Annotated in this window: 8 protein-coding genes; all 8 read left to right on the forward strand. The window is 35.1% G+C overall.

What is annotated here, in order from left to right; genetic code table 11:
* Nucleotides 1–85 precede the first annotated feature (85 nt).
* The 8 genes from SD960_RS12775 (at nt 86) to chiA (ending at nt 20,410) form a co-directional block, all read left to right on the forward strand.
* Nucleotides 86–3,274, forward strand: coding sequence for a SusC/RagA family TonB-linked outer membrane protein (locus tag SD960_RS12775; protein WP_318803620.1), 3,189 nt, complete (start codon nt 86–88; stop codon nt 3,272–3,274).
* An 11-nt stretch (nt 3,275–3,285) separates the two neighbouring features.
* A complete protein-coding gene (locus tag SD960_RS12780; protein ID WP_318803623.1) occupies nt 3,286–4,806 on the forward strand; it encodes a SusD/RagB family nutrient-binding outer membrane lipoprotein in 1,521 nt (506 codons plus the stop codon).
* Nucleotides 4,807–4,891: 85 nt separating this feature from the next.
* On the forward strand, nt 4,892–5,920 hold the full coding sequence (locus SD960_RS12785) for a glycosyl hydrolase family 18 protein (RefSeq protein ID WP_318803626.1): 1,029 nt from the start codon (nt 4,892–4,894) through the stop codon (nt 5,918–5,920).
* Between the two features lie 336 nt (nt 5,921–6,256).
* Nucleotides 6,257–9,274: a SusC/RagA family TonB-linked outer membrane protein gene (locus tag SD960_RS12790; RefSeq protein ID WP_318803629.1), complete on the forward strand. Its 3,018-nt coding sequence runs from the start codon at nt 6,257–6,259 to the stop codon at nt 9,272–9,274.
* Nucleotides 9,275–9,284: 10 nt separating this feature from the next.
* Nucleotides 9,285–10,874 (forward strand): RagB/SusD family nutrient uptake outer membrane protein, encoded by a 1,590-nt coding sequence (locus SD960_RS12795; protein ID WP_318803632.1) that lies wholly within the window; start codon nt 9,285–9,287, stop codon nt 10,872–10,874.
* Between the two features lie 112 nt (nt 10,875–10,986).
* Complete coding sequence (gene nagB / locus SD960_RS12800; protein ID WP_318803634.1) at nt 10,987–12,924, forward strand: glucosamine-6-phosphate deaminase; 1,938 nt, start codon at nt 10,987–10,989, stop codon at nt 12,922–12,924.
* A 162-nt stretch (nt 12,925–13,086) separates the two neighbouring features.
* Nucleotides 13,087–15,153 carry a beta-N-acetylhexosaminidase gene (locus tag SD960_RS12805; RefSeq protein WP_318803636.1) on the forward strand — a complete coding sequence of 689 codons (2,067 nt, stop codon included), beginning with the start codon at nt 13,087–13,089 and terminating at the stop codon, nt 15,151–15,153.
* A 505-nt stretch (nt 15,154–15,658) separates the two neighbouring features.
* Complete coding sequence (chiA, locus tag SD960_RS12810) at nt 15,659–20,410, forward strand: T9SS-translocated chitinase ChiA (protein ID WP_318803638.1); 4,752 nt, start codon at nt 15,659–15,661, stop codon at nt 20,408–20,410.
* The last annotated feature ends 116 nt before the right edge of the window (nt 20,411–20,526 follow it).

Here is a 20,526-nt window from a genome sequence, read left to right on the forward strand (position 1 = left end):
GGTTTGGAGCGGTTTGTTTAAAAAGTTTTATTTATGTTAATTTTAACAATAAATTTATCGCTTAACCAACAAAACCATGACAAAAATGAAGAAAATTGTATTAATCTTTGTTGTTTTTTTTACGTCGCAGGTTATTCTTGCGCAAGTAAAAACAATCAAAGGTTTAGTAAGCGACCAAAAAGGACTGCCGTTGCCGGGAGTTACTGTTCTTATTCAGGGTACAGCGAAGGCAGCACAAACAGATTATGATGGAATGTACAGTATTGAAGCATCAAAAGGCGATGTTCTAGTATTTTCATACATCGGAATTAAAACTAAAGTTGTAACAGTTGGAGATTCTCCGCAAGTAAATGTAATGCTTGAAGAAAATGCCCAGAACTTAGATGAAGTTGTTGTTACTGCATTAGGTATTAAAAGACAAAAGAAGGAATTGGGTTATGCCGTTCAGGACATCAAAGGTGACCAGTTGAATAAGGTAATTACAACCAATGTAGCCACAGCACTTTCGGGTAAAATTGCCGGTGTTGATGTTTCTATTCCGGCCACAGGTGCAGGAGGAAGTACAAGGGTTATTATTAGAGGTATTTCGAGTATAGGCGAGAATAACCAGCCGCTTTATATTGTAGATGGAGTTCCAATTGATAATACAGGTTTGTCTAACGATACTGCAGCATCAAGCAAATGGTTTGATGGAAGAGATAACGGTGACGGAATTTCAAGCATAAACCCGAACAACATCGAGAGTCTGACTGTACTAAAAGGAGCAGCAGCATCTGCTTTATATGGTTCCAGAGCTTTGAATGGTGTAATTTTAATTACAACTAAAAAAGGAAGCAAAGGTAAATTACAGGTAGAACTTACCAGCGGTGTTAGTTTTGACAGGGTAAATGCCAGATACCAGGATTTTCAAAGTGATTATGGAACGGGTTCTCACGGAATTTTGCCGGACCCTTCAAAAGCGCCTTCTGAAATTTACGGGTATACTACAAGTGCCTGGGGACCTAAATTCTCGGAAACAGTTGGGCAGCAGGTTATAATATTTGATGGTTCTATGAAACCTTATGCTAAAGTAGATAATAATATTCAGGATTTTTTTAAGACAGGATTTACAACCACTAATGGAATTTCGCTCTCCGGCGGAAGTGAGAATGCCTATATTCGTTTTGGATTTAACAATCTGAAAAATGATGATGTTGTTCCGGGTTCAGGTTTAGAAAGAAATGATGCCAGTTTGAATGCCACTTTAAAATCAGAAAAATTTACTTTGGCGGCAAATGTAAATTACATGGTTGAAAATACCGAAAACAGACCCGGTTTGGGAGATTCTCCAAACAACGTAGGTTATTCTCTGAGTGGTTTGGCACCCAATATTGATCAGGCCTGGTTAAAGAATTATCAGGATCCGGATACAGGAGAAATCTATAAATGGAATAATAATATTTATCAGTTAAACCCTTATTTTACGGTAGATGCAAATCATAATACCTCTAAGAAAAATCGTTTTATGGGGAATGTTACCGGAACGTATCAACTTGAAAAATGGGTTGGATTGACTTTTAGAACCGGTTTAGATACTTATGCTTTTGGTACTAAAGATTTTATGGCGGCCGGCAGTACTTGGCCGGGAAGAGATACAGGTTATCTTGGATTGAATGATATTACGGTTTCTGAAATGAATACTGATATCATTGCCACTTTTAGCGATATTAAATTGGCTAATGACTTAACTTTCTCAGGAATTTTAGGAACGAGCAGAAGAGATTTCAGAAGACAGGAAAATTCTAGTCAGGGAACAAATATTATTGAGCCGGGAACAGAATATATTAGTAATTTTTCTACCCAGTCAATAAATGCGCCATCAGAAACTAAAACAAGAACAAATTCTGTTTACGGTTCGGCAAAGCTTGATTATAAAGGATATTTATATGCTGAATTTACTGGAAGAAATGACTGGTTTAGTGTGATCACCAAAGATGCATTCTATCCGGCAGCTTCGTTAGGCTTTATATTTTCAGATGCATTTGGTATTCAGAGCGATACTTTTTCTTATGGTAAATTAAGAGGATCCTGGGCAAAAGTTTCAAATGCACCGGGCGCTTATAAAAATGCATTAAATTATACTACTTATTCTGCTTATGACGGACAAAGTGTTGTGAATATTAAAAATTCATCGGCACCAAATGCGAACCTGACTTTTCAGTCAAAAACCGGAATCGAGTTTGGATTAGAGACAGCTTTCTTTAAAAACAGATTAAAAGCTGATATAACAGTTTATCGTGAAGATACAGAAGATCAAACGCTTGATTTAGCGTCTTCTGCAACATCGGGTTATGAATTTCTTTCTGTAAATGCCGGAAAATTGCGTAATGAAGGTATTGAGATATTTTTATCAGGAACTCCAATAAAAACAAAGAATTTTGAGTGGGGAATTGATTTGAACTTTTCTAAGAATAAAAATTCCATTCTTTCTTTACATCCTGATATTAATACTTATACTATTTCTGAGGCTCGTTGGGCCGGAGCAGCAATTGTGGCTCAGGTTGGCGGACAATACGGAACTATTATTGGTAAAGATTTTCAAAAAACACCTTCGGGCGAAATGATTGTAGGTGCAAACGGTCTTCCTTTATACACAGATACTAAAGTGCAATTAGGAAAAGGTCTTCCGGATTGGGCGGCTGGTTTAACCAATAGATTTTCTTATAAAGGAATTACACTTCAATTTTTATTGGATATGAAATTTGGTATGGATGTATATTCTATGACAAACTCTGTTGCTGCAGGAAAAGGACTTTTGGATGTAACTACAGAAGGAAGAGATGCTTACAATGCTGCAAGAGCAGAAGCCGCTGCAAACGATCCGAATTTTAATGTAGGCAATTGGACTCCAACAGCTGGTTATGTAGCAAACGGAGTAGTAAATACCGGAACTGCCGAAAATCCGGTTTACGTAAAAAATACGACTCCTGTAGATCCTCAAACATATTGGTCAAATGTTACTGAAAATACACCGGCACCTTTTATTTATGATGCTTCTTATGTGAAATTAAGAGAGGTAAGTTTGGGCTATACAATACCTAGAAGTGTTTTTGGCAGCTCAAAAATAAGTTCGATCTATCTTTCGGCATTTGCCAGAAACCTATTGACATTTAATAAAGATTTACCAAATATTGATCCTGAGTCTATGTACACTTCTGGAAATGGACAAGGTTTTGAGTATGGTTCATTGCCGTCAAGAAAATCGTATGGTTTTAATATTAAAGTTACATTCTAAAAAAGTAAATTATGAAAATTAAACATATAGTAGCCATACTTGCAGTATTTACGGTAGTTGGCTGTACAGAAAATTTTGACGAACTGGTAAAAGATCCGGTGGCGTTATCTCCAAACCCGGCAGGACAGCTCACTTTTACACAATTGTGTATGTCCGGAGATGGATATTACCAACATAGAACAAATCTTATATATGCCGGAGGTTTTGTACAGCATTATTCGGGTTCATGGGCAGTAACAGAATATGGAAGTAAATTTAAAAATAACGAAGAGTATGCAGTCGCTTTATGGAGAAATGTTTATGCTCACGAAATAAAAAGTATTGTAGATATTCTTGCCAACACAAGTTCTGATCCTGCTGCAGTAAACATGAATGCCGTTGCTAAAATTATAAAAGTAATGATTGCGCAACGTTTAACTGATATTTATGGAGATGTACCTTACTCAGAAGCTGGTCTAGGTTTTTCTCAGGGAATTGTAACGCCAAAATATGATAAACAGGAAGATATTTACACTTCTTTTTTTAAAGAACTAGACGAAGCTTTTAATCAGTTAAATGCCGGAGGTGGTGCAGTTAAAGGAGATTTGTTTTATAATGGAGATATTGCAAAATGGAAAAAATTAGCCAATACCATGCGTTTGCGTTTGGCCATGAGAATCTCTGAAGTAAATCCTTCAGAAGCTGAAAAACAAGCAAAAGCAGCTTTTCAAAATGGAGTTTTTACCAGTAATGATGACAACTGTATCATGCATCATTTAGATTTTCCTTTTAGTGATGATCCTGCCAGGCTAGATTATAGAGGAAATGGATTGTCTTATGGTTTTATAGGAAATGAACAAGGAGATCATTTTAGTTCTTTATTAATAGATTTTTTAAGAGATAACGGAGATCCAAGATTAACCATGATCGCAACGCCTAAAACAAGCAGTAGCGTAGTTCTCTGGTCGCCAATACAGCCGGGCGAAACATTATACGAAGGGGTTAAACCAGGAATGTTTAGATGGGATCTTCCAGGGGGATCAAATTCTGTATCTGGAATACAGCCTTATATAAAACTAAGAACAACACCGTTTTTACATGTTAGTTATTCAGAAACAGAATTATTATTGGCCGAAGCTGCTTTTAGAGGCTGGGTTTCAGGTTCTGCAGCCGATTATTATAAAAACGGAGTGGAAGCAGGGATTAAACAAATGGAAATTTATGGTGCAGCTCCTGCAGCTCAAACAGATATTGATGCTTATTTAACAGCACATCCTTTGATAGCCGGAACAGAAAAAGAGCAAATAGGAACACAAATTTGGGTTACTTATTTATTCAATAGTATTGAAGCCTATTCAAACTGGAGACGAACAGGATATCCTCATTTAATACCCATAACAAATTCAGATTCAGGAACCGGTGGTGTTGTACCAACGCGTTTGTACTATCCAAATGATGAAATGCAAAAAAATGAGAAAAACTATTTAGATGCCTTATCAAGAATGGGAGGAAAGAATGATTGGTTGGGTAAAGTTTGGTGGGATGTAAACTAAAAAAATCTCAAACATAAAGTTATGCCTAATAAGGTATTATTTTCATTCTAATTAAATTAAAAACAATAGTTTAAAATTAAAAATTATGATAAAAAATAAAGCCTTGTTAGGCATCCTTTTTTTTCTAAGTTCCCTTTTTTCAGTTTATAGTTGTTCACATCAAAAAGAAATTGATCCTGAAAATTCAAAGAATAAAAAAACAGCCAGAGTAGTAGGATATTTATCTTCGGAGAATTTTGATAAAATCAATTTGATTCAGTTTTGCAAATTAACCCATCTCAATTTAGCATTTGCAAATCCGGATAAAAATGGAAATCTCAATTTTACAGGAGACATTGATATGCTTTTTAAATATGTAAAATCAATTAATCCTCATATTAAAATTAGCATTTCGCTCGCAGGCGGAGTTTTATCTGAAGAAGTAGCCTCAAATTGGAAATTTCTAATTGATAACCCCGAAAACAGGCCGAATTTAATTCGAAACATAATGAATTTTACAAAACTTCATCATTTGGATGGAGTCGATGTTGATCTCGAATGGGATGCAGTGACAACAGGTTACAGCGGTTTTGTTTTAGAATTAAGAAAAGAACTCACAGCGAAAAATAAACTTTTAACGGCAGCCCTGCCAAATAATTCGCGTTTCGAAAATATAAATCAGGAAGCTTTAAATGCATTTGATTTTCTAAATATCATGTCATATGACAGTACCGGACCTTGGACACCGGATAACCCCGGACAACACAGCTCTTTTGAAAACGCAAAAGCCGGAATAGATTTTTGGCATAAACTTCAAAATGTTCCCAGCGAAAAACTGACTTTGGGCGTACCTTTTTATGGTTATAATTTTACTTATAAAGAAGTAACAAGTTCAACTTATGGAGAAATTATAGCTACAGGAACTCAATTTGCAGATCAGGATGAGGTTGGAAAAATTTATTATAATGGAAGACTTACGATAACTCAAAAAGTAGAATTTGCTTCTCAAAACGCAGGCGGAATTATGATTTGGGAAATTGCCCAGGATTCTTTTGATAACTATACGCTTTTAGATGTCATTCATCAAAAATATACTTCGTTAAAAATAAAAACAACAAGTTTATGTGGCAATTAATAGTAATTAATTGATCTTGATTACTTCTGTATTTTTCTTTAAATTTTGTTAATTTTTCGGTTTTTATTTAGCTAATATCTTCATTATTATGTAAATATCAGTTTAATGCTGAAAAAACGATAATACATAATTATTGAGTAAATACTCTTTTTTATTAAATATAATTCTAATAATTACTAAAAATGTTAGAGTTTATTGATTTGAAAACGTTTTCGTGAAACGCATTATTGAATGTTTTATGTCGTTGGTTTAAAAAATAAAGCTGTTTGTATAAATAATTTTTTTTAACAATCCCTTAAGAATAAATTTACACCATAACTAACAAAATAAATTAACATGAAAAAAATTTTCTTAATCTTTATGATTGCTTTTACGGCGCAAGTTTCGCTTGCTCAGGTAAAAAGCATCAAAGGTGTGATTACAGATTCTGATGGGATGCCGTTACCAGGGGCGTCTGTTGCAGTACAAGGAGGTCAAAAAGGTGCGAGCACCGATTTTGACGGTTTGTATTCAATTGAAGCACAAAAAGGACAAACATTAGTTTTTAGCTATGTTGGTCTTGAAACACAAAGTATAGTTGTAGGTGATGCCACTACAATTAACGTTAAAATGGGACAAGCAGCATCAAACGCACTTAACGAAGTTGTAGTAACTTCATTAGGTATTAAGAAAACGAGAAAATCTTTAACATATGCTGCTCAGGAGCTTAAAGGTGAAGAATTGACTCGTGTAAAAGATGCAAACGTTATTAATACTATCGCTGGTAAAATTGCCGGTGTTGCTGTAACTAAAAGTTCTGGTGGAACCGGAGGATCTACAAAAGTAGTTATTCGTGGAAATTCTTCAATTTCTAACAGTCAGCCTTTATACGTTATTGATGGTATCCCAATGTTGAACTCAGGTTCAGGCCAGCCAAATGATTCATTTGGTAGTTTATCAGGAGGTAACCGTGACGGTGGAGATGTTGTATCTTTAATAAATCCGGATGATTACGAAGGAATGACAGTTCTTAAAGGTGCTGCTGCTTCTGTATTATACGGATCTCAGGGAGCTAATGGTGTAATTTTACTTTCATCTAAAAAAGCTAAAACAGGAAAAGCTAATATCTCTGCTTCATCTGTTACTACTTTTGAAGAAGCGGCTTATATGCCTAAATTTCAAACAGATTACGTTGCAGCTCCGGGTGCTGATGAGTCTTGGGGACCTGCAGGAAAAACAAAAGATCACGTAAAAGATTTCTTCAATACAGGAACTACCCAAATCACCTCAATCGGATATTCAATCGGTTCTGAAAATTCTTCTACAGCATTTTCTTATGCAAATACTTCGGCTACAGGAATTGTACCGGGAAACAGCTTAAAGAAAAATAACTTTGGAGTTAGACAAACAGCTAAATTCTTTGAAGATAAATTGATATTTTCTGCTAATGCAAATTATACATCTCAAACAATTGCAAATAAACCGGTAAACGGATTTTATTTTAACCCTTTAACAGGAGTTTATTTAATGCCAAGAGGAAATGACTTTGATTATTACAGAGATAATTATGAAGTATTTAATCCAACCAGAAACTTAATGGCGCAAAACTGGATGACTAATAGAGATATTATGCAAAATCCGTATTGGGCAATCAACAGAAACAGATCTGAAGATAAAAACGATTTCTTTAATGGAGCATTATCTTTAACGTATAAAGCTAATAATTGGTTAAGTATTGCATCTAGATATAGTTATAATAGAGTAACAAGTATTTTTGATAAAAAAATATATGCTACAACACAAGGAACGCTTTCTCATGTAAACGGAAGATATATCAATGAAAATTCTTTAAGTACACAACGTTATGCTGATTTAATCGCGACAATTAATACAAAAATTGGTTCAGATTTTACCTTCAATGCAAACATTGGTACAAGTATTACAAATACACTAACGAATCAAAAAACAATTTTAGATTCTGGAATTAGTGGAGGTTTGAATATTACAAACTGGTTTACACTTCATAATTTTAATAATAACACAGGTAACTATCAAACAGTAGATTCTCAAAGAGAAGTGCAATCGGTTTTTGCAGCTACTACTTTTGGATATAAAGACATGTTGTTCTTAGATCTTGCAGGAAGAAACGACTGGTCGTCTACAGTAGATGATTCTTATTTTTATCCATCTGTGGGTGTAACAGCTCTTATTAGCGAAATGACAACATTGCCAGAATGGATTAACTATGCTAAAGTTCGTGGTACTTATGCACAAGTTGGTAATGATATTTATCCTTTCGTTTCTGATCCTACATATTATTCTCAGCCGGGAATTTCAGGAATAAATCCTAAAGTAGGACCAAGACCAGGTGAAACATTAAAACCAGAGTTAAAATCTGAATTTGAATTTGGTACTGAGTGGAGAATGTTTAATAACAGATTAGGTTTTGAAATATCTTACTATAACTCAGAAACTAAAAACCAATACTTACAAGTAGTAGCTCCGGTAAATGATCAAGGTTATGATTTTTATGGAATTAATGCAGGAAGTATCGAAAATAAAGGTATTGAGGTTGTTTTAAGTGGAGGAATCATCAGAGGAGAGAAATTTTCTTGGGATACTGCTGTGAATTTTTCTCAAAACAAAAATAAAGTAAAAGAAATTCCTACTGAATTAGGAGGTAGAGTGAATTTAACAGAAGCAGGTGTTAATAGCTACAGATATGCTTTAGTTGAAGGAAAACCTTATGGAGTAATTGAAGGAATCAACTTTAAAAAAGACGATCAGGGTAGAATTTTATTAAATGATGACGGAACAATACAAAGAACTGATTTTGAAGAAGTAGGAAATTCTAATCCGGATTTCATGTTAGGTTGGTCAAACTCATTCAAATTTGGATCTTTCTTTGCTAATGTATTGATTGATGGCCGTTTTGGAGGTGATGTAATGAGTTTAACAGAAGCTCAAAATGATTCATTTGGAGTTTCAAAAGCAACAGGAAATGCAAGAAATGCTGGTGGTGTTGCAATTAATGGAGTGAGAGAAAGTGATGGTACAGCTGTAACAACAATGGATGCAAAATCTTATTATACACAAGTTGGAGGTAGAGCAGGTATTACAGGAGAATATGTTTATGATGCTACAAATGTAAGCGTTAGAGAAGTTTCTATCGGTTATAATTTCAATCCAAAAGCTTTACCTTTTATTCAATCTGCAAGTGTCTCTTTAATTGCTAGAAACTTATTCTTTATCTATAAAGATGCGCCATTTGATCCAAACATTGCATTAAGTACAGGTCAAGGGTTACAAGGAGTAGATATTTATGGTTTACCATCTACTAGAAGTATCGGTCTTAATTTAAACGTAACTTTCTAAAATTAAAAACATGAAACTAAATAATATAACAAAAGCAGCTGTCTGTATTTCATTGTTGACAACGTTTGGTTGCACAGACAATTTTGAAGAAATTAATACTAATAAAGAAGGTATTACACCAGAATTATTAGAGCAGGATTTTAATCATATCAAACAAGGTTTTGCACCTATCTTTAATAACATTCAGGTAATCACTGCTAATTTTGAGTGGGTATACCAATTACAACAAAACCTAAATAGTGATATTTGGTCAGGTTACATGGCTACCCCAACAGGTTTTGCAGGAGGTATTAATAATACAACTTATTCATTAGTTGATGGTTGGAATGGTTTTATCTGGGATTATGCCTATAAAAATGTAATGTATAATGCTGTAGATATCGAAAAGAAATCAAAAGGAAAATTTGATCAGTTTTATGCTTTATCATTGATTTTGAAAGTGGAAGGAATGCACAGGCTAACAGATACTTTTGGTCCAATTATATATTCTAAATACGGAAACTCAAGTCCAACAGAATATGACAGCCAACAGGAAGTTTACAATCAATTTTTTAAAGAATTAGATATTGCTGTTGCAGATTTAACACAAAGGGTAGATGATGGAGATACTGGAGAAAGTACCTTCAAAACAACTGACTTATCTGGTTACAAAGGAAAATACAAACAATGGGTAAAATTTGCTAACACTTTACGTTTAAGATTAGCAATGCGTATTGTAAAAATAGATCCTGCATTAGCAAAACTTGAGGCAGAAAAAGCGGTATCTCATAAATTTGGTGTGATGCAGTCAAATGGTGATTTATTTAAAATTGTTTCTCCAGTTTATACAAATCCACTTGCAACAATTAGTGGTTCATGGTTAGACATTCGTATGTCTGCTGATATGGAATCAATTATGGGTGGATACGAAGATCCAAGAATGGAAAATTATTTTGATTTGTCATCTCAATTTCCTGGTGAATACAAAGGTGTTCGTACTGGAATTGACATTGCGGCAAAAGCAGATCACCAGGATTTTTCTGGTCTTGGGACTGTTGCAAAATCTAACGAAATTGTTTTAATGACAACTGCTGAAGCTTATTTCTTAAGAGCAGAAGGTGCATTAAGAGGATGGGATATGGGAGGCGATGCCAAATCATTATATGAGCAAGGTATTGCTGCGTCATTCGGACAAAGAGATGCGGCAGGTGTAGCAGCTTATATGGCTGATAATGTAAAATTGCCTAAAGATTATGTTGATCCTAAGTTTCCTGTAAATAATTCTCCTGCAGTTAATAATGTTACTGTTGCCTGGGATGAAGCTGCAACTAACGAAGTTAAACTGCAAAAAATTATTACTCAAAAATGGATTGCTGGTTTCCCTGAAGGGCAAGAAGCATGGTCTGATTACAGAAGAACAGGTTATCCAAAACTTTTCCCGGTACTTAAAAATTACAGTGGAAATACCATTACAACTGAGTTCGGTGTAAGAAGAATCAACTTTGTTCAATCTGAGAAATCAAGTAATCAAGGTGGTGTAGATAGCGGAATTTCAAAATTAGGAGGTCCTGATACAGGAGGAACCAGACTATGGTGGGATACTACTGCTCCAAATTTCTAAAAAATATCAAAGAATTATAAGATTTTAAGTTTGGTTAGTAAATGGTATAGGCAGTGAAAATTGCTTATACCATTTCAAAAACCAAAATTGTACATACCAAAAAAAGAAAAAAATGAAAAGTGCTTTAGAAATAAAACCTGATATCAGCTATAAAAGTGCAGGGAAATTTGAAGAGACCAGATTTGAGAAAATCCACAACGAAATTTTCAAAAGTTCTGCCGAAGCTTCAATAATCGTTGCCCAGGAAATTGCACAATTAATCAGAACCAAACAAGAAAAAAATAAATCTTGTGTATTGGGTTTGGCAACAGGTTCTTCTCCTATAAAAGTTTATGAAGAATTAGTGAGAATGCACAGAGAAGAAGGACTAAGTTTTAGCAATGTAATCACTTTTAATCTGGATGAATATTATCCAATGACAAAAGAGAACAATCAGAGCTACCACTATTTCATGCATCAGCATCTTTTTAATCATATTGATATTAAACCTGAAAATGTTAATATTCCTGACGGTACCGTATCTATTGATGAATTAAATCAATATTGTATCGATTATGAAATGAATATTAAAAACGCAGGAGGACTTGATTTTCAATTATTAGGTATCGGGCGTACAGGTCACGTAGGTTTCAACGAACCGGGATCGCACATTAACTCCGGAACCAGAATTATTACACTGGATCATATTACAAGAGTAGATGCTTCATCAGATTTTAATGGTATAGACAACGTTCCAAAACGTGCTATTACTATGGGAGTTTCTACGATTATGAGATCAAAAAGAATCGTATTAATGGCTTGGGGACAAAACAAAGCCGATATCATCAAAAGAACCATTCAGGGTGATATTACTTCAGAAGTTCCTGCAACATTTTTACAAAACCATCCCAATGCGACTTTCGTTTTAGATCAGTCAGCAGCAGTAGAATTAACGCGTTTTAAAACGCCCTGGCTTGTGGGAGAATGTATCTGGACACAAGAATTAAAAAGCAAAGCGATTGTTTGGTTGTGCCAAAAAACAAAACAATCGATATTAAAATTAACAGACCGTGATTACAATAATAACGGAATGTCTGATCTTTTGGCGCAAGAAGGTTCTGCTTATGATTTGAACATCAATATGTTCAACGTATTGCAGCATACCATCACAGGATGGCCGGGTGGAAAACCAAATACAGACGATTCACATCGTCCGGAAAGAGCAAATCCTGCAAAAAAACGAGTGATTCTTTTTAGTCCGCATCCAGATGATGATGTGATTTCTATGGGAGGAACTTTTTCAAAATTGATAAAACAAGGTCATGATGTACACGTAGTATATCAAACCTCTGGAAATATAGCTGTTACAGACGACGAAGCATTAAAATTTGCTGAGGTTGCCAAAGATTTTATTGGCGAAGCCGGCAGCGGAATAAACTTCAAATCTGTTATTGAGTTTTTGAATAGCAAATCAGAAAATCAAATTGATTCTTTGGAAGTTCGAAAATTAAAAGGACTAATCAGAAGAAGAGAATCGTATGCAGCAACAAGATACATTGGCTTAAAAGATGAAAATACGCATTTCCTTGATCTTCCATTTTATGAAACAGGACAGGTAAAGAAAAATCCGTTAGGACCGGAAGATATTGCTATTGTAAAAGATATTATTGCTAAAATTAAACCACACCAGGTTTTTGCGGCAGGCGATTTGGCAGATCCGCACGGAACGCATGAAGTTTGTTTAAATGCGATTTTTGCTGCCATGAAACAATTGAAACCTGAAAAGTACATGGATGATTGTTGGTTGTGGCTTTACCGAGGCGCATGGCACGAATGGGACATTCATGAAATTGATATGGCCGTTCCGCTTTCTCCATCAGAAGTATTATTGAAACGTCACGCGATTTTATACCACCAGTCTCAAAAAGACAGAGTAATGTTTCAAGGAAACGACTCCAGAGAGTTTTGGGTTAGGGCAGAAGATCGTAATAAAAATACAGCCATCTTATACGATGATTTAGGTTTGGCTGAGTATGAAGCTATCGAGGCGTTTAAACGTTTTGACTATTAGCGTTGTTTTTAAAAAGGATTCGGGTGAGAGCGAATCAAAATACAAAATTCAGATTGACTTTCATAGCGATTTGTGAGGGTTTCTAGAAAGTCGTCTGAATTTGTTTTTCCGTTATCCAATTTATTAATGTTACTTCGGTGACATCTTTTCAAACAAATTAAAATGAAATATTTATTAGTCCTACTATTAGCAGGTTTAACTTCTACTGCTCAAATTAAGAAGGAGCAGTTAAATCTTATGCCCTGGCCTCAAAGTGTTGTTTTAAACGACGGAAATTTTGCTTTAACCAAAAACTTTAAAGTAAACATTACCGGAAATCCAAATCCAAGAATTTTTGGAGGGGTAACCCGTTTTTTACGCCGTTTAGATGGTAGAACCGGTATTTTTTTCGAACAGGGTTTTATTGCAAAACTAAATGAATTTCCCTCAGCTCAACTTCAGATAAACTGTACCAAAAGCGGAAAAATTGGTTTATATGAAGATGAAAGTTATCATTTAGACATCAAACAAAACCAAATTACAATAAATGCAACCAGCGATTTAGGGGCGCTACACGGCCTTGAAACCTTATTGCAAATGTTGCAGAATAACAGTACATCATTTTATTTTCCGAACTCACAAATTTCAGATTTTCCAAGATTTACATGGAGAGGTTTAATGATTGATGCTGCAAGACATTTTCAGCCTGTAGATGTGATCAAAAGAAATATCGATGGACTGGCAGCTATGAAAATGAATGTTTTTCACTGGCATTTAGTAGACGATCAGGGTTGGAGAATAGAAATGAAAAAACATCCAAAATTAATTGATTTAGCTTCGGATGGAATGTATTACACACAAGAGGAAATAAAAAATATCGTTAAATACGCTGATGAGCGCGGTATTTTGATCGTTCCCGAAATAGACGTTCCTGGTCACGGATCTGCAATTCTTACGGCGTACCCGGAAATAGGAAGCAAAGTGATTACGCTGACAGGTGGAACTTCAGAAAAAAATATTCAGGGATCCGCGATTGCGACCTATGGAATTGAAAGAAATGCGGGTATTTTTTCGCCAACATTAGATCCTTCAAATCCTAAAACATATCAATTATTAAGTGAACTTTTTGATGAAGTTTGCCCTTTATTTCCCGGAGCTTATTTTCATATCGGGGGAGATGAAAATGAGGGGAAAGATTGGGATGCAAACCCAAAAATCCAGGCATTCAAAAAGAAAAATAACTTAGCAACAAACCACGAATTGCAAACCTATTTTACGATGCAATTAGTGCCAATGCTTAAAAAACACGGCAAACAATTAATGGGTTGGGAAGAAATTTTGACAAAAAACATGTCAAAAGAAGCCATCATTCATTCCTGGAGAGGACCAAATGAAGGTGTTGTAGCAGGTCAGTCATTAGTAGATGCAGTAAAAAAAGGATACAAAACCGTATTATCAAACGGATATTATATTGATTTGATGTATCCTATTGCAAGTCATTATTTAAACGATCCAATGCCAAAAGGAGCTGATCTAACTGCAGAAGAAAAAGCGAGAATTTTGGGTGGAGAAGCCACAATGTGGACAGAACTTGCAACGCCATCAACGATAGATTCAAGGGTTTGGCCAAGAACAGCCGCCATTGCAGAAAGGCTTTGGTCTGCCGAAGATATTACAGATGTTGCCAATATGCGCAAACGTTTGGAAACAATTTCTTTTAGATTAGAAGAATTGGAATTAACCCACATTCGCAACAAAGCAGTTATTTTAAGAAACATTGCCAATAACCAAAACATAAAATCACTTAACGAATTTGCAAATGTTTGTGAACCGTTAAAAGGGTATACAAGAAATAAGGGAGGAACAGAGTACCAAATGTATTCTCCGTTTACACTTTTTGCAGATGCCTGTACGCCGGATGCCAAAGATGCTTTAGCTTTTGATGAGGCGGTAACACAATATATGGCCAATAAAACGCCTGAGAATAAAACAAAAGTGGCGGCATTTTTCAATAAATGGATTGCAGTAAATAAAGGTTTAGTTGAGTTGAGTTCCACTGCTCCGTTAGTACAGCCAATTTTACCTTTATCAAAAAAATTAAATGATGCATCACAGGAATTGTTGCTTGTTTTAGATAACAAATCGACTTTAAAATCTGAAGATTTAAAAAGTTTAATCGAACAATGTAACACAAAAGATCATGCAGATGTAGAGCTTGCAGTTTATGCGAGTTTGAAGAAATTAATATAAAAGTTTGAATTGAATTAGTTTAGTAAGTTACAATGATTGTTTTAGTTACTAATTATCTCTACTGGAATATTTCAGTAGAGGTAATTATAATAAACATTTAATTGCAAAATTTTTTTTCAAACTTTCAAAAAATTAACCAAAAAAATCATAAAAAAATAACCATTAATAGAGTATTAACCTTAAAAAACCAAATAAGAAGAATAAAAAAACATGACAGAACAAGTATTTAGATTGATGAGTTCTCCCAAATTTATCATTTGTATGTAATACTAATTTTTTTAAAGAATTATACATAAATATCAATCAATACTATTTGCTAATGATTATGGTAGAATCAGTAATAGTAATATTTATTTATAGAACGTAAGATGAATTAATTTCCATGAGATTGTGGTGTTTTTGACTGCAGTTTATTGAATCCCGATTGTTGTTGTTTGCATGCTTTGTTGGCGTGTAATCTACTATAATTGGAATATTATTTTCTATTAACCAATATTTATTAATTATGAAACATTATTACAGATTGCTCTTATTGTTACTGTTTCCTTTGCTCGCCATGGCCCAACCAGCTCATGGTAAAAAAGTAGTAGGGTATTATGCGCAATGGTCTATTTATGCCAGGGACTTCAACGTTCCTAAAATAGATGGAAGTAAAATTACGCATTTGAATTATTCTTTTTATGGAACAACTTTTGATCCCGCACACCCGGAGAATACAAAGTTGTTATGTTTAGACACCTATGCCGATTTTGAGCATATGGAAGGTGGAATTCCGTGGGATGCTCCTGTAAAAGGGAACTTTTATGACTTAATGAAGCTTAAGGAAAAGTATCCACATCTTAAAATTTTAATTTCTGTTGGAGGATGGACAAAAGGTCAGGATCTTTCTCCAATTGCAGCAAGTCCTGTTGCAAGAGCCGCTTTGGCTACAGATATGGCAAACTTCATTACTAAATACCCATTTATTGATGGATTTGATATCGACTGGGAATATCCTCTATCAGGAGGAACAGACGGTACCGAAGTAATTAACGGAGCTCCAATTCCTCCACAAAAGTACAGCCCGGACGACAACAAAAATTTAGTGTATTTACTGAAAGCAATGCGTCAGGCAATGCCAAATAAATTAGTCACGATTGCTGCCGGAAACAATGTTCGAAATGTTGCCAAACAATATTTAGGACCATCAAACAGAGCACAATACGGAATGACAGAAGATATTTCGACGTATTGTGATTACATTACTTATTTTGGATATGATTTTGGTGGAAACTGGTATGATAAAACATGCTACAATGCTCCTTTATACGCAAGTGGAAACACAAACGATCCGCTTTATGGTGCCACACAATCAGAATCATTAGACGAATTAACAAATCAATACTTAAACGTTGTTGGTTTTCCTGCGAATAAATTAATTATGGGATTGCCTTTTTACGGAAAAAAATTCGATAATGTTGCCAATAACGGAACTAATCCAAATTTACCTGGATTATTCGTTGCTGCACCAAGATATATCGTTTCAGGATGTACAAATCCGCAAAATCCAACAGGAACCTGGGATGGTCCTGCCGCTTGTGAAAAATCAGGAAGTATCGAAATTTGTGATCTTGTCGGAAATCCGGTTACAAATTCACATGCCTATTTAGATCCAAGTACCATGTTGGTTACTCCAACTGCAGCTTCTGCAGGATGGGTACGTTATTTTGACAATACAACAAAAGTTCCTTATTTATACAATGCTACATTAAAACAGTTTATTTCTTATGAAGATAAACAATCAATGGATTTAAAAGTGCAGTATATTAAATCGAGAAATCTTGCCGGAGGTATGGTTTGGGAATTATCTCAGGACACAAGAGGTTCAATTCCAAACTCATTATTAACTCAGGTAGATACTTCTTTCGGAAGCGTAGTTCCGGGAACAGTAAGCATTTCCGGTTCTGCAAAAAACGGATCAGCTTTAGTACCAAATGTTACTGTTGATTTGCGTAATGCAAGCAATGTAATATTGCAGACAGTAGTTTCTACAGGAGGAAATTTCACTTTTAGCAACCTAACTTCGGGGCAAAACTATATACTTACAGCTTCAAAAGCGACTTATACTTTTACTCCGGTAACGTTAACGAATGTGACAACAAACCAAACGGCAGTTGTTATTAACGGAACTCAGCCTTTATACACAGTAAGCGGAACAGTTTTGAACGGAGCAACAGGAGTTTCTGGTGTTACGGTTACAGCAACTTCAGGAGCTACAGTTTTAACTGCGGTTTCTAATGCAGGCGGGGCTTATAGCGTTACAGGTTTAACAGCCGGACTTAATTTTACAGTTACAGCTGCAAAAACTGGATTCTCTTATACACCAACTTCAACAGTTTATACTGCAATTGATGCAAACAAAACGTTGAATTTTGCTCAGGGCGCACCAGTAGTTTATTACACAGTAAGCGGAACAGTTCTTAACGGATCAACTCCAGTTTCTGGCGTAACCGTTACAGCAACTTCAACAACCGGAACATTTACAGCAACTACAAATTCAAGCGGTGTTTATTCGGTTGCTAATTTGCCTGCAGGCGCAAATTATACCGTAACGGCAGCTTTGGCAGGACAAACATTTACTCCGGCTTCAACAGTTTATACGAATCTGACTTCAAACAAAACATTAAACTTCGCGCAAGATGTTATTGTAGTTCCTTCAAGTAAAATTAGCGGAACAGTTAAAAACGGATCAACTCCTGTTTCTGGTGCAAAAGTAGAATTAGTTTTACCTTGGACAGACAATACACACAACTGGAAAAGCGTAATTGCCATAACAGATGCACAAGGAAAATACAGTTTTGATAATTCAGTTACTGCAGGTTACACAACCGTTACAAGTTTAAAATTAAACTCTTGGGAGAATGGAGAAACAGCTTATTTTCCTAATAATCTGGCTAACTTTGCAGTTCCTGCAAATCCAACAACGTACAATTTTAATACAAGTGCTACAGCAAAATCAGCATTGGCTGCAGCTGTAAATTTAATCAGCGGAAGCGTTAAAAACGGAACAACTGCGGTTGCTGGTGCAAAAGTAGAATTAGTTTTACCATGGACAGATAACACTCACAATTGGAAAAGCGTTCTGGCAACAACAGATGCATCAGGAAATTATGCTTTCGATAATTCAGTTGTAGCAGGTTATACACAAGTTTTGAGTTTAAAATTAAACTCATGGGAAAATGGTGAAGTAACTTATTATCCAAATAACTTAGCCAACTTTGCAGTTCCAACAACGCCAACGGCTTATAATTTTAACAGACAAGCGGTAGTTGCGACTAAGCCAGTTGTTACTATTACAGCGCCAACAGCTTCGGCGATTGCTATAAATTTAGGATCAGCAATTAATTTTGTTGCAAGTGTTGGATTAAGTGCTGCTGATGCCACTACAATCTCATCTGTTGTATTTAGTTTAGATGGACAAAGCTTAAGCGCTACCAATTCTTCGGGAACTTATACAGCGGTTTGGACACCAGCAGCAAATCAGTTTTCGCTTCCTCATACATTAACTGTTACGGCTACTGCATCAAACGGAACAACAGAAGCAAAAACATATAGTTTTACATTAACTTGTTCAGGTGCAAACTGCCCAAATTCATTGCCTGTAATTACTTGGAATTCGCCATCGAATACGACTGTAAACCAAAGTTCTTTTCAGGTTGTGCCAATTTCAGTTACAGCTGTTGATAGTAACGGATCGGTTTCTGGTGTTACTATTACAATAAATGGAGGTACATTTAACATGACAGCAGGTACAAATAATACTTATACGTATAATTTTACACCATCTGCTTATCAGGATTATCCAGTTGTAATCAAAGCAACCGATAATCAATCTGGTGTAACTACATTAAACAATACTATTAAAATTGCTCCGGTGAGCACTAATAGATTCATTCCGCTTCCATCTAAAATTATTTTAGGATATGCACATTCATGGGAAAATGCAGGTGCTCCATTTTTATATTTTTCTCAAATGGTGGGAAGTAAGTTTAATGTAGTTGATTATTCTTTTGTAGAAACCGTTAATCGTGATGGTTATACACCAGTATTAACTACAAATGACACTAGATATCTGACCAATGGTGTTTTCAATAAGCAATTGTTGAAAAACGACATAAAATCCTTAAGAGACAGCGGCGTTCCTGTTATTGTTTCTATTGGAGGTCAAAATGGTCATGTTGTTTTAGACAATGTAGCGCAAAAAAATATTTTTGTTAACGGTCTGAAAGCTATTATTGATGAGTATCAATTTGATGGAGTTGATATTGATTTTGAAGGCGGATCTATGAATTTTAATGCGGGAGGTTTAAGAGATATTTCTTATGCGGGTATTTCTGCTTATCCAAGATTAAAAAACGTAGTAGATGCTTTCAAAGAATTAAAAGCTTACTATGGCCCTGGATTTTTATTAACTGCAGCTCCGGAAACACAATATGTACAAGGAGGATATTCTACCTATACGGATACTTTTGGTTCGTTCCTTCCAATCATTCAAAATTTGCGTAATGAATTGGATTTGTTAGCCGTACAATTGTATAATACAGGAGGAGAAAACGGATTAGACGGTCAATACTATGGTTCGGCTAAGAAATCAAACATGGTAACAGCCCTAACCGATATGGTGATAAAAGGGTATAACATTGCTACAACCGGAATGCATTTTGATGGTTTACCGCCCTCAAAAGTCCTTATTGCATTACCAGCTTGTCCAAGTGCAGCAGGTAGCGGTTATTTAACGCCAACAGAAGGAATTAATGCTATGCATTATTTAAGAACCGGAACCACTTTTTCAGGAAGAACATACACTATGCAGCCAGGCGGACCATATCCTTCTTTAAGAGGATTAATGACCTGGTCTGTAAACTGGGATGCATCTTCTTGCGGTAATTCATCTGAATTATCTAAAGCGTATGCAGCTTATTTCGCATCACAGTCAGCAGCAAAAACATTGGCAGTTGATAAAATTGAAGTTAAAAGCAATACAATCGTTTACTTTAAAAACAATGCCTTATCAGTAACCAACGAAACGGAAGACATTGCTCGTGTAGACGTATTTAATACAATTGGACAAAATTTGGTAAACCACCAAAACATCCAAAATAATAAAGAGATTCTGCTACAAAACCAAAGTTTCTCAACTAAACAAATGTTTATAGTTGTAGTTACAGACAAAGCAGGAAACAAAAAATCATTCAAAGTAATCAACTTTTTAAACTAGTTGAACAATGAATGTAAAATTTAGAAATAAAAAAATTGGGACGGTTAAAATTGAGTTTGGTTATTTATTTTTTAATCTGGTTTTTATTTCGAATAAATGTATCGAATTCAGTTGAT

Origin of the sequence: Flavobacterium sp. MMLR14_040 (genome assembly GCF_033657265.1) — a bacterium.
In the GTDB taxonomy this organism is placed as follows: domain Bacteria; phylum Bacteroidota; class Bacteroidia; order Flavobacteriales; family Flavobacteriaceae; genus Flavobacterium.

Bases quoted from the DNA above. Each gene is read 5' to 3' on its own strand.
- SD960_RS12775 (WP_318803620.1), top strand. From the start codon at position 86: ATGAAGAAAATTGTATTAATCTTTGTTGTTTTTTTTACGTCGCAGGTT.
- SD960_RS12780 (WP_318803623.1), top strand. From the start codon at position 3,286: ATGAAAATTAAACATATAGTAGCCATACTTGCAGTATTTACGGTAGTT.
- SD960_RS12785 (WP_318803626.1), top strand. From the start codon at position 4,892: ATGATAAAAAATAAAGCCTTGTTAGGCATCCTTTTTTTTCTAAGTTCC.
- SD960_RS12790 (WP_318803629.1), top strand. From the start codon at position 6,257: ATGAAAAAAATTTTCTTAATCTTTATGATTGCTTTTACGGCGCAAGTT.
- SD960_RS12795 (WP_318803632.1), top strand. From the start codon at position 9,285: ATGAAACTAAATAATATAACAAAAGCAGCTGTCTGTATTTCATTGTTG.
- nagB (WP_318803634.1), top strand. From the start codon at position 10,987: ATGAAAAGTGCTTTAGAAATAAAACCTGATATCAGCTATAAAAGTGCA.
- SD960_RS12805 (WP_318803636.1), top strand. From the start codon at position 13,087: ATGAAATATTTATTAGTCCTACTATTAGCAGGTTTAACTTCTACTGCT.
- chiA (WP_318803638.1), top strand. From the start codon at position 15,659: ATGAAACATTATTACAGATTGCTCTTATTGTTACTGTTTCCTTTGCTC.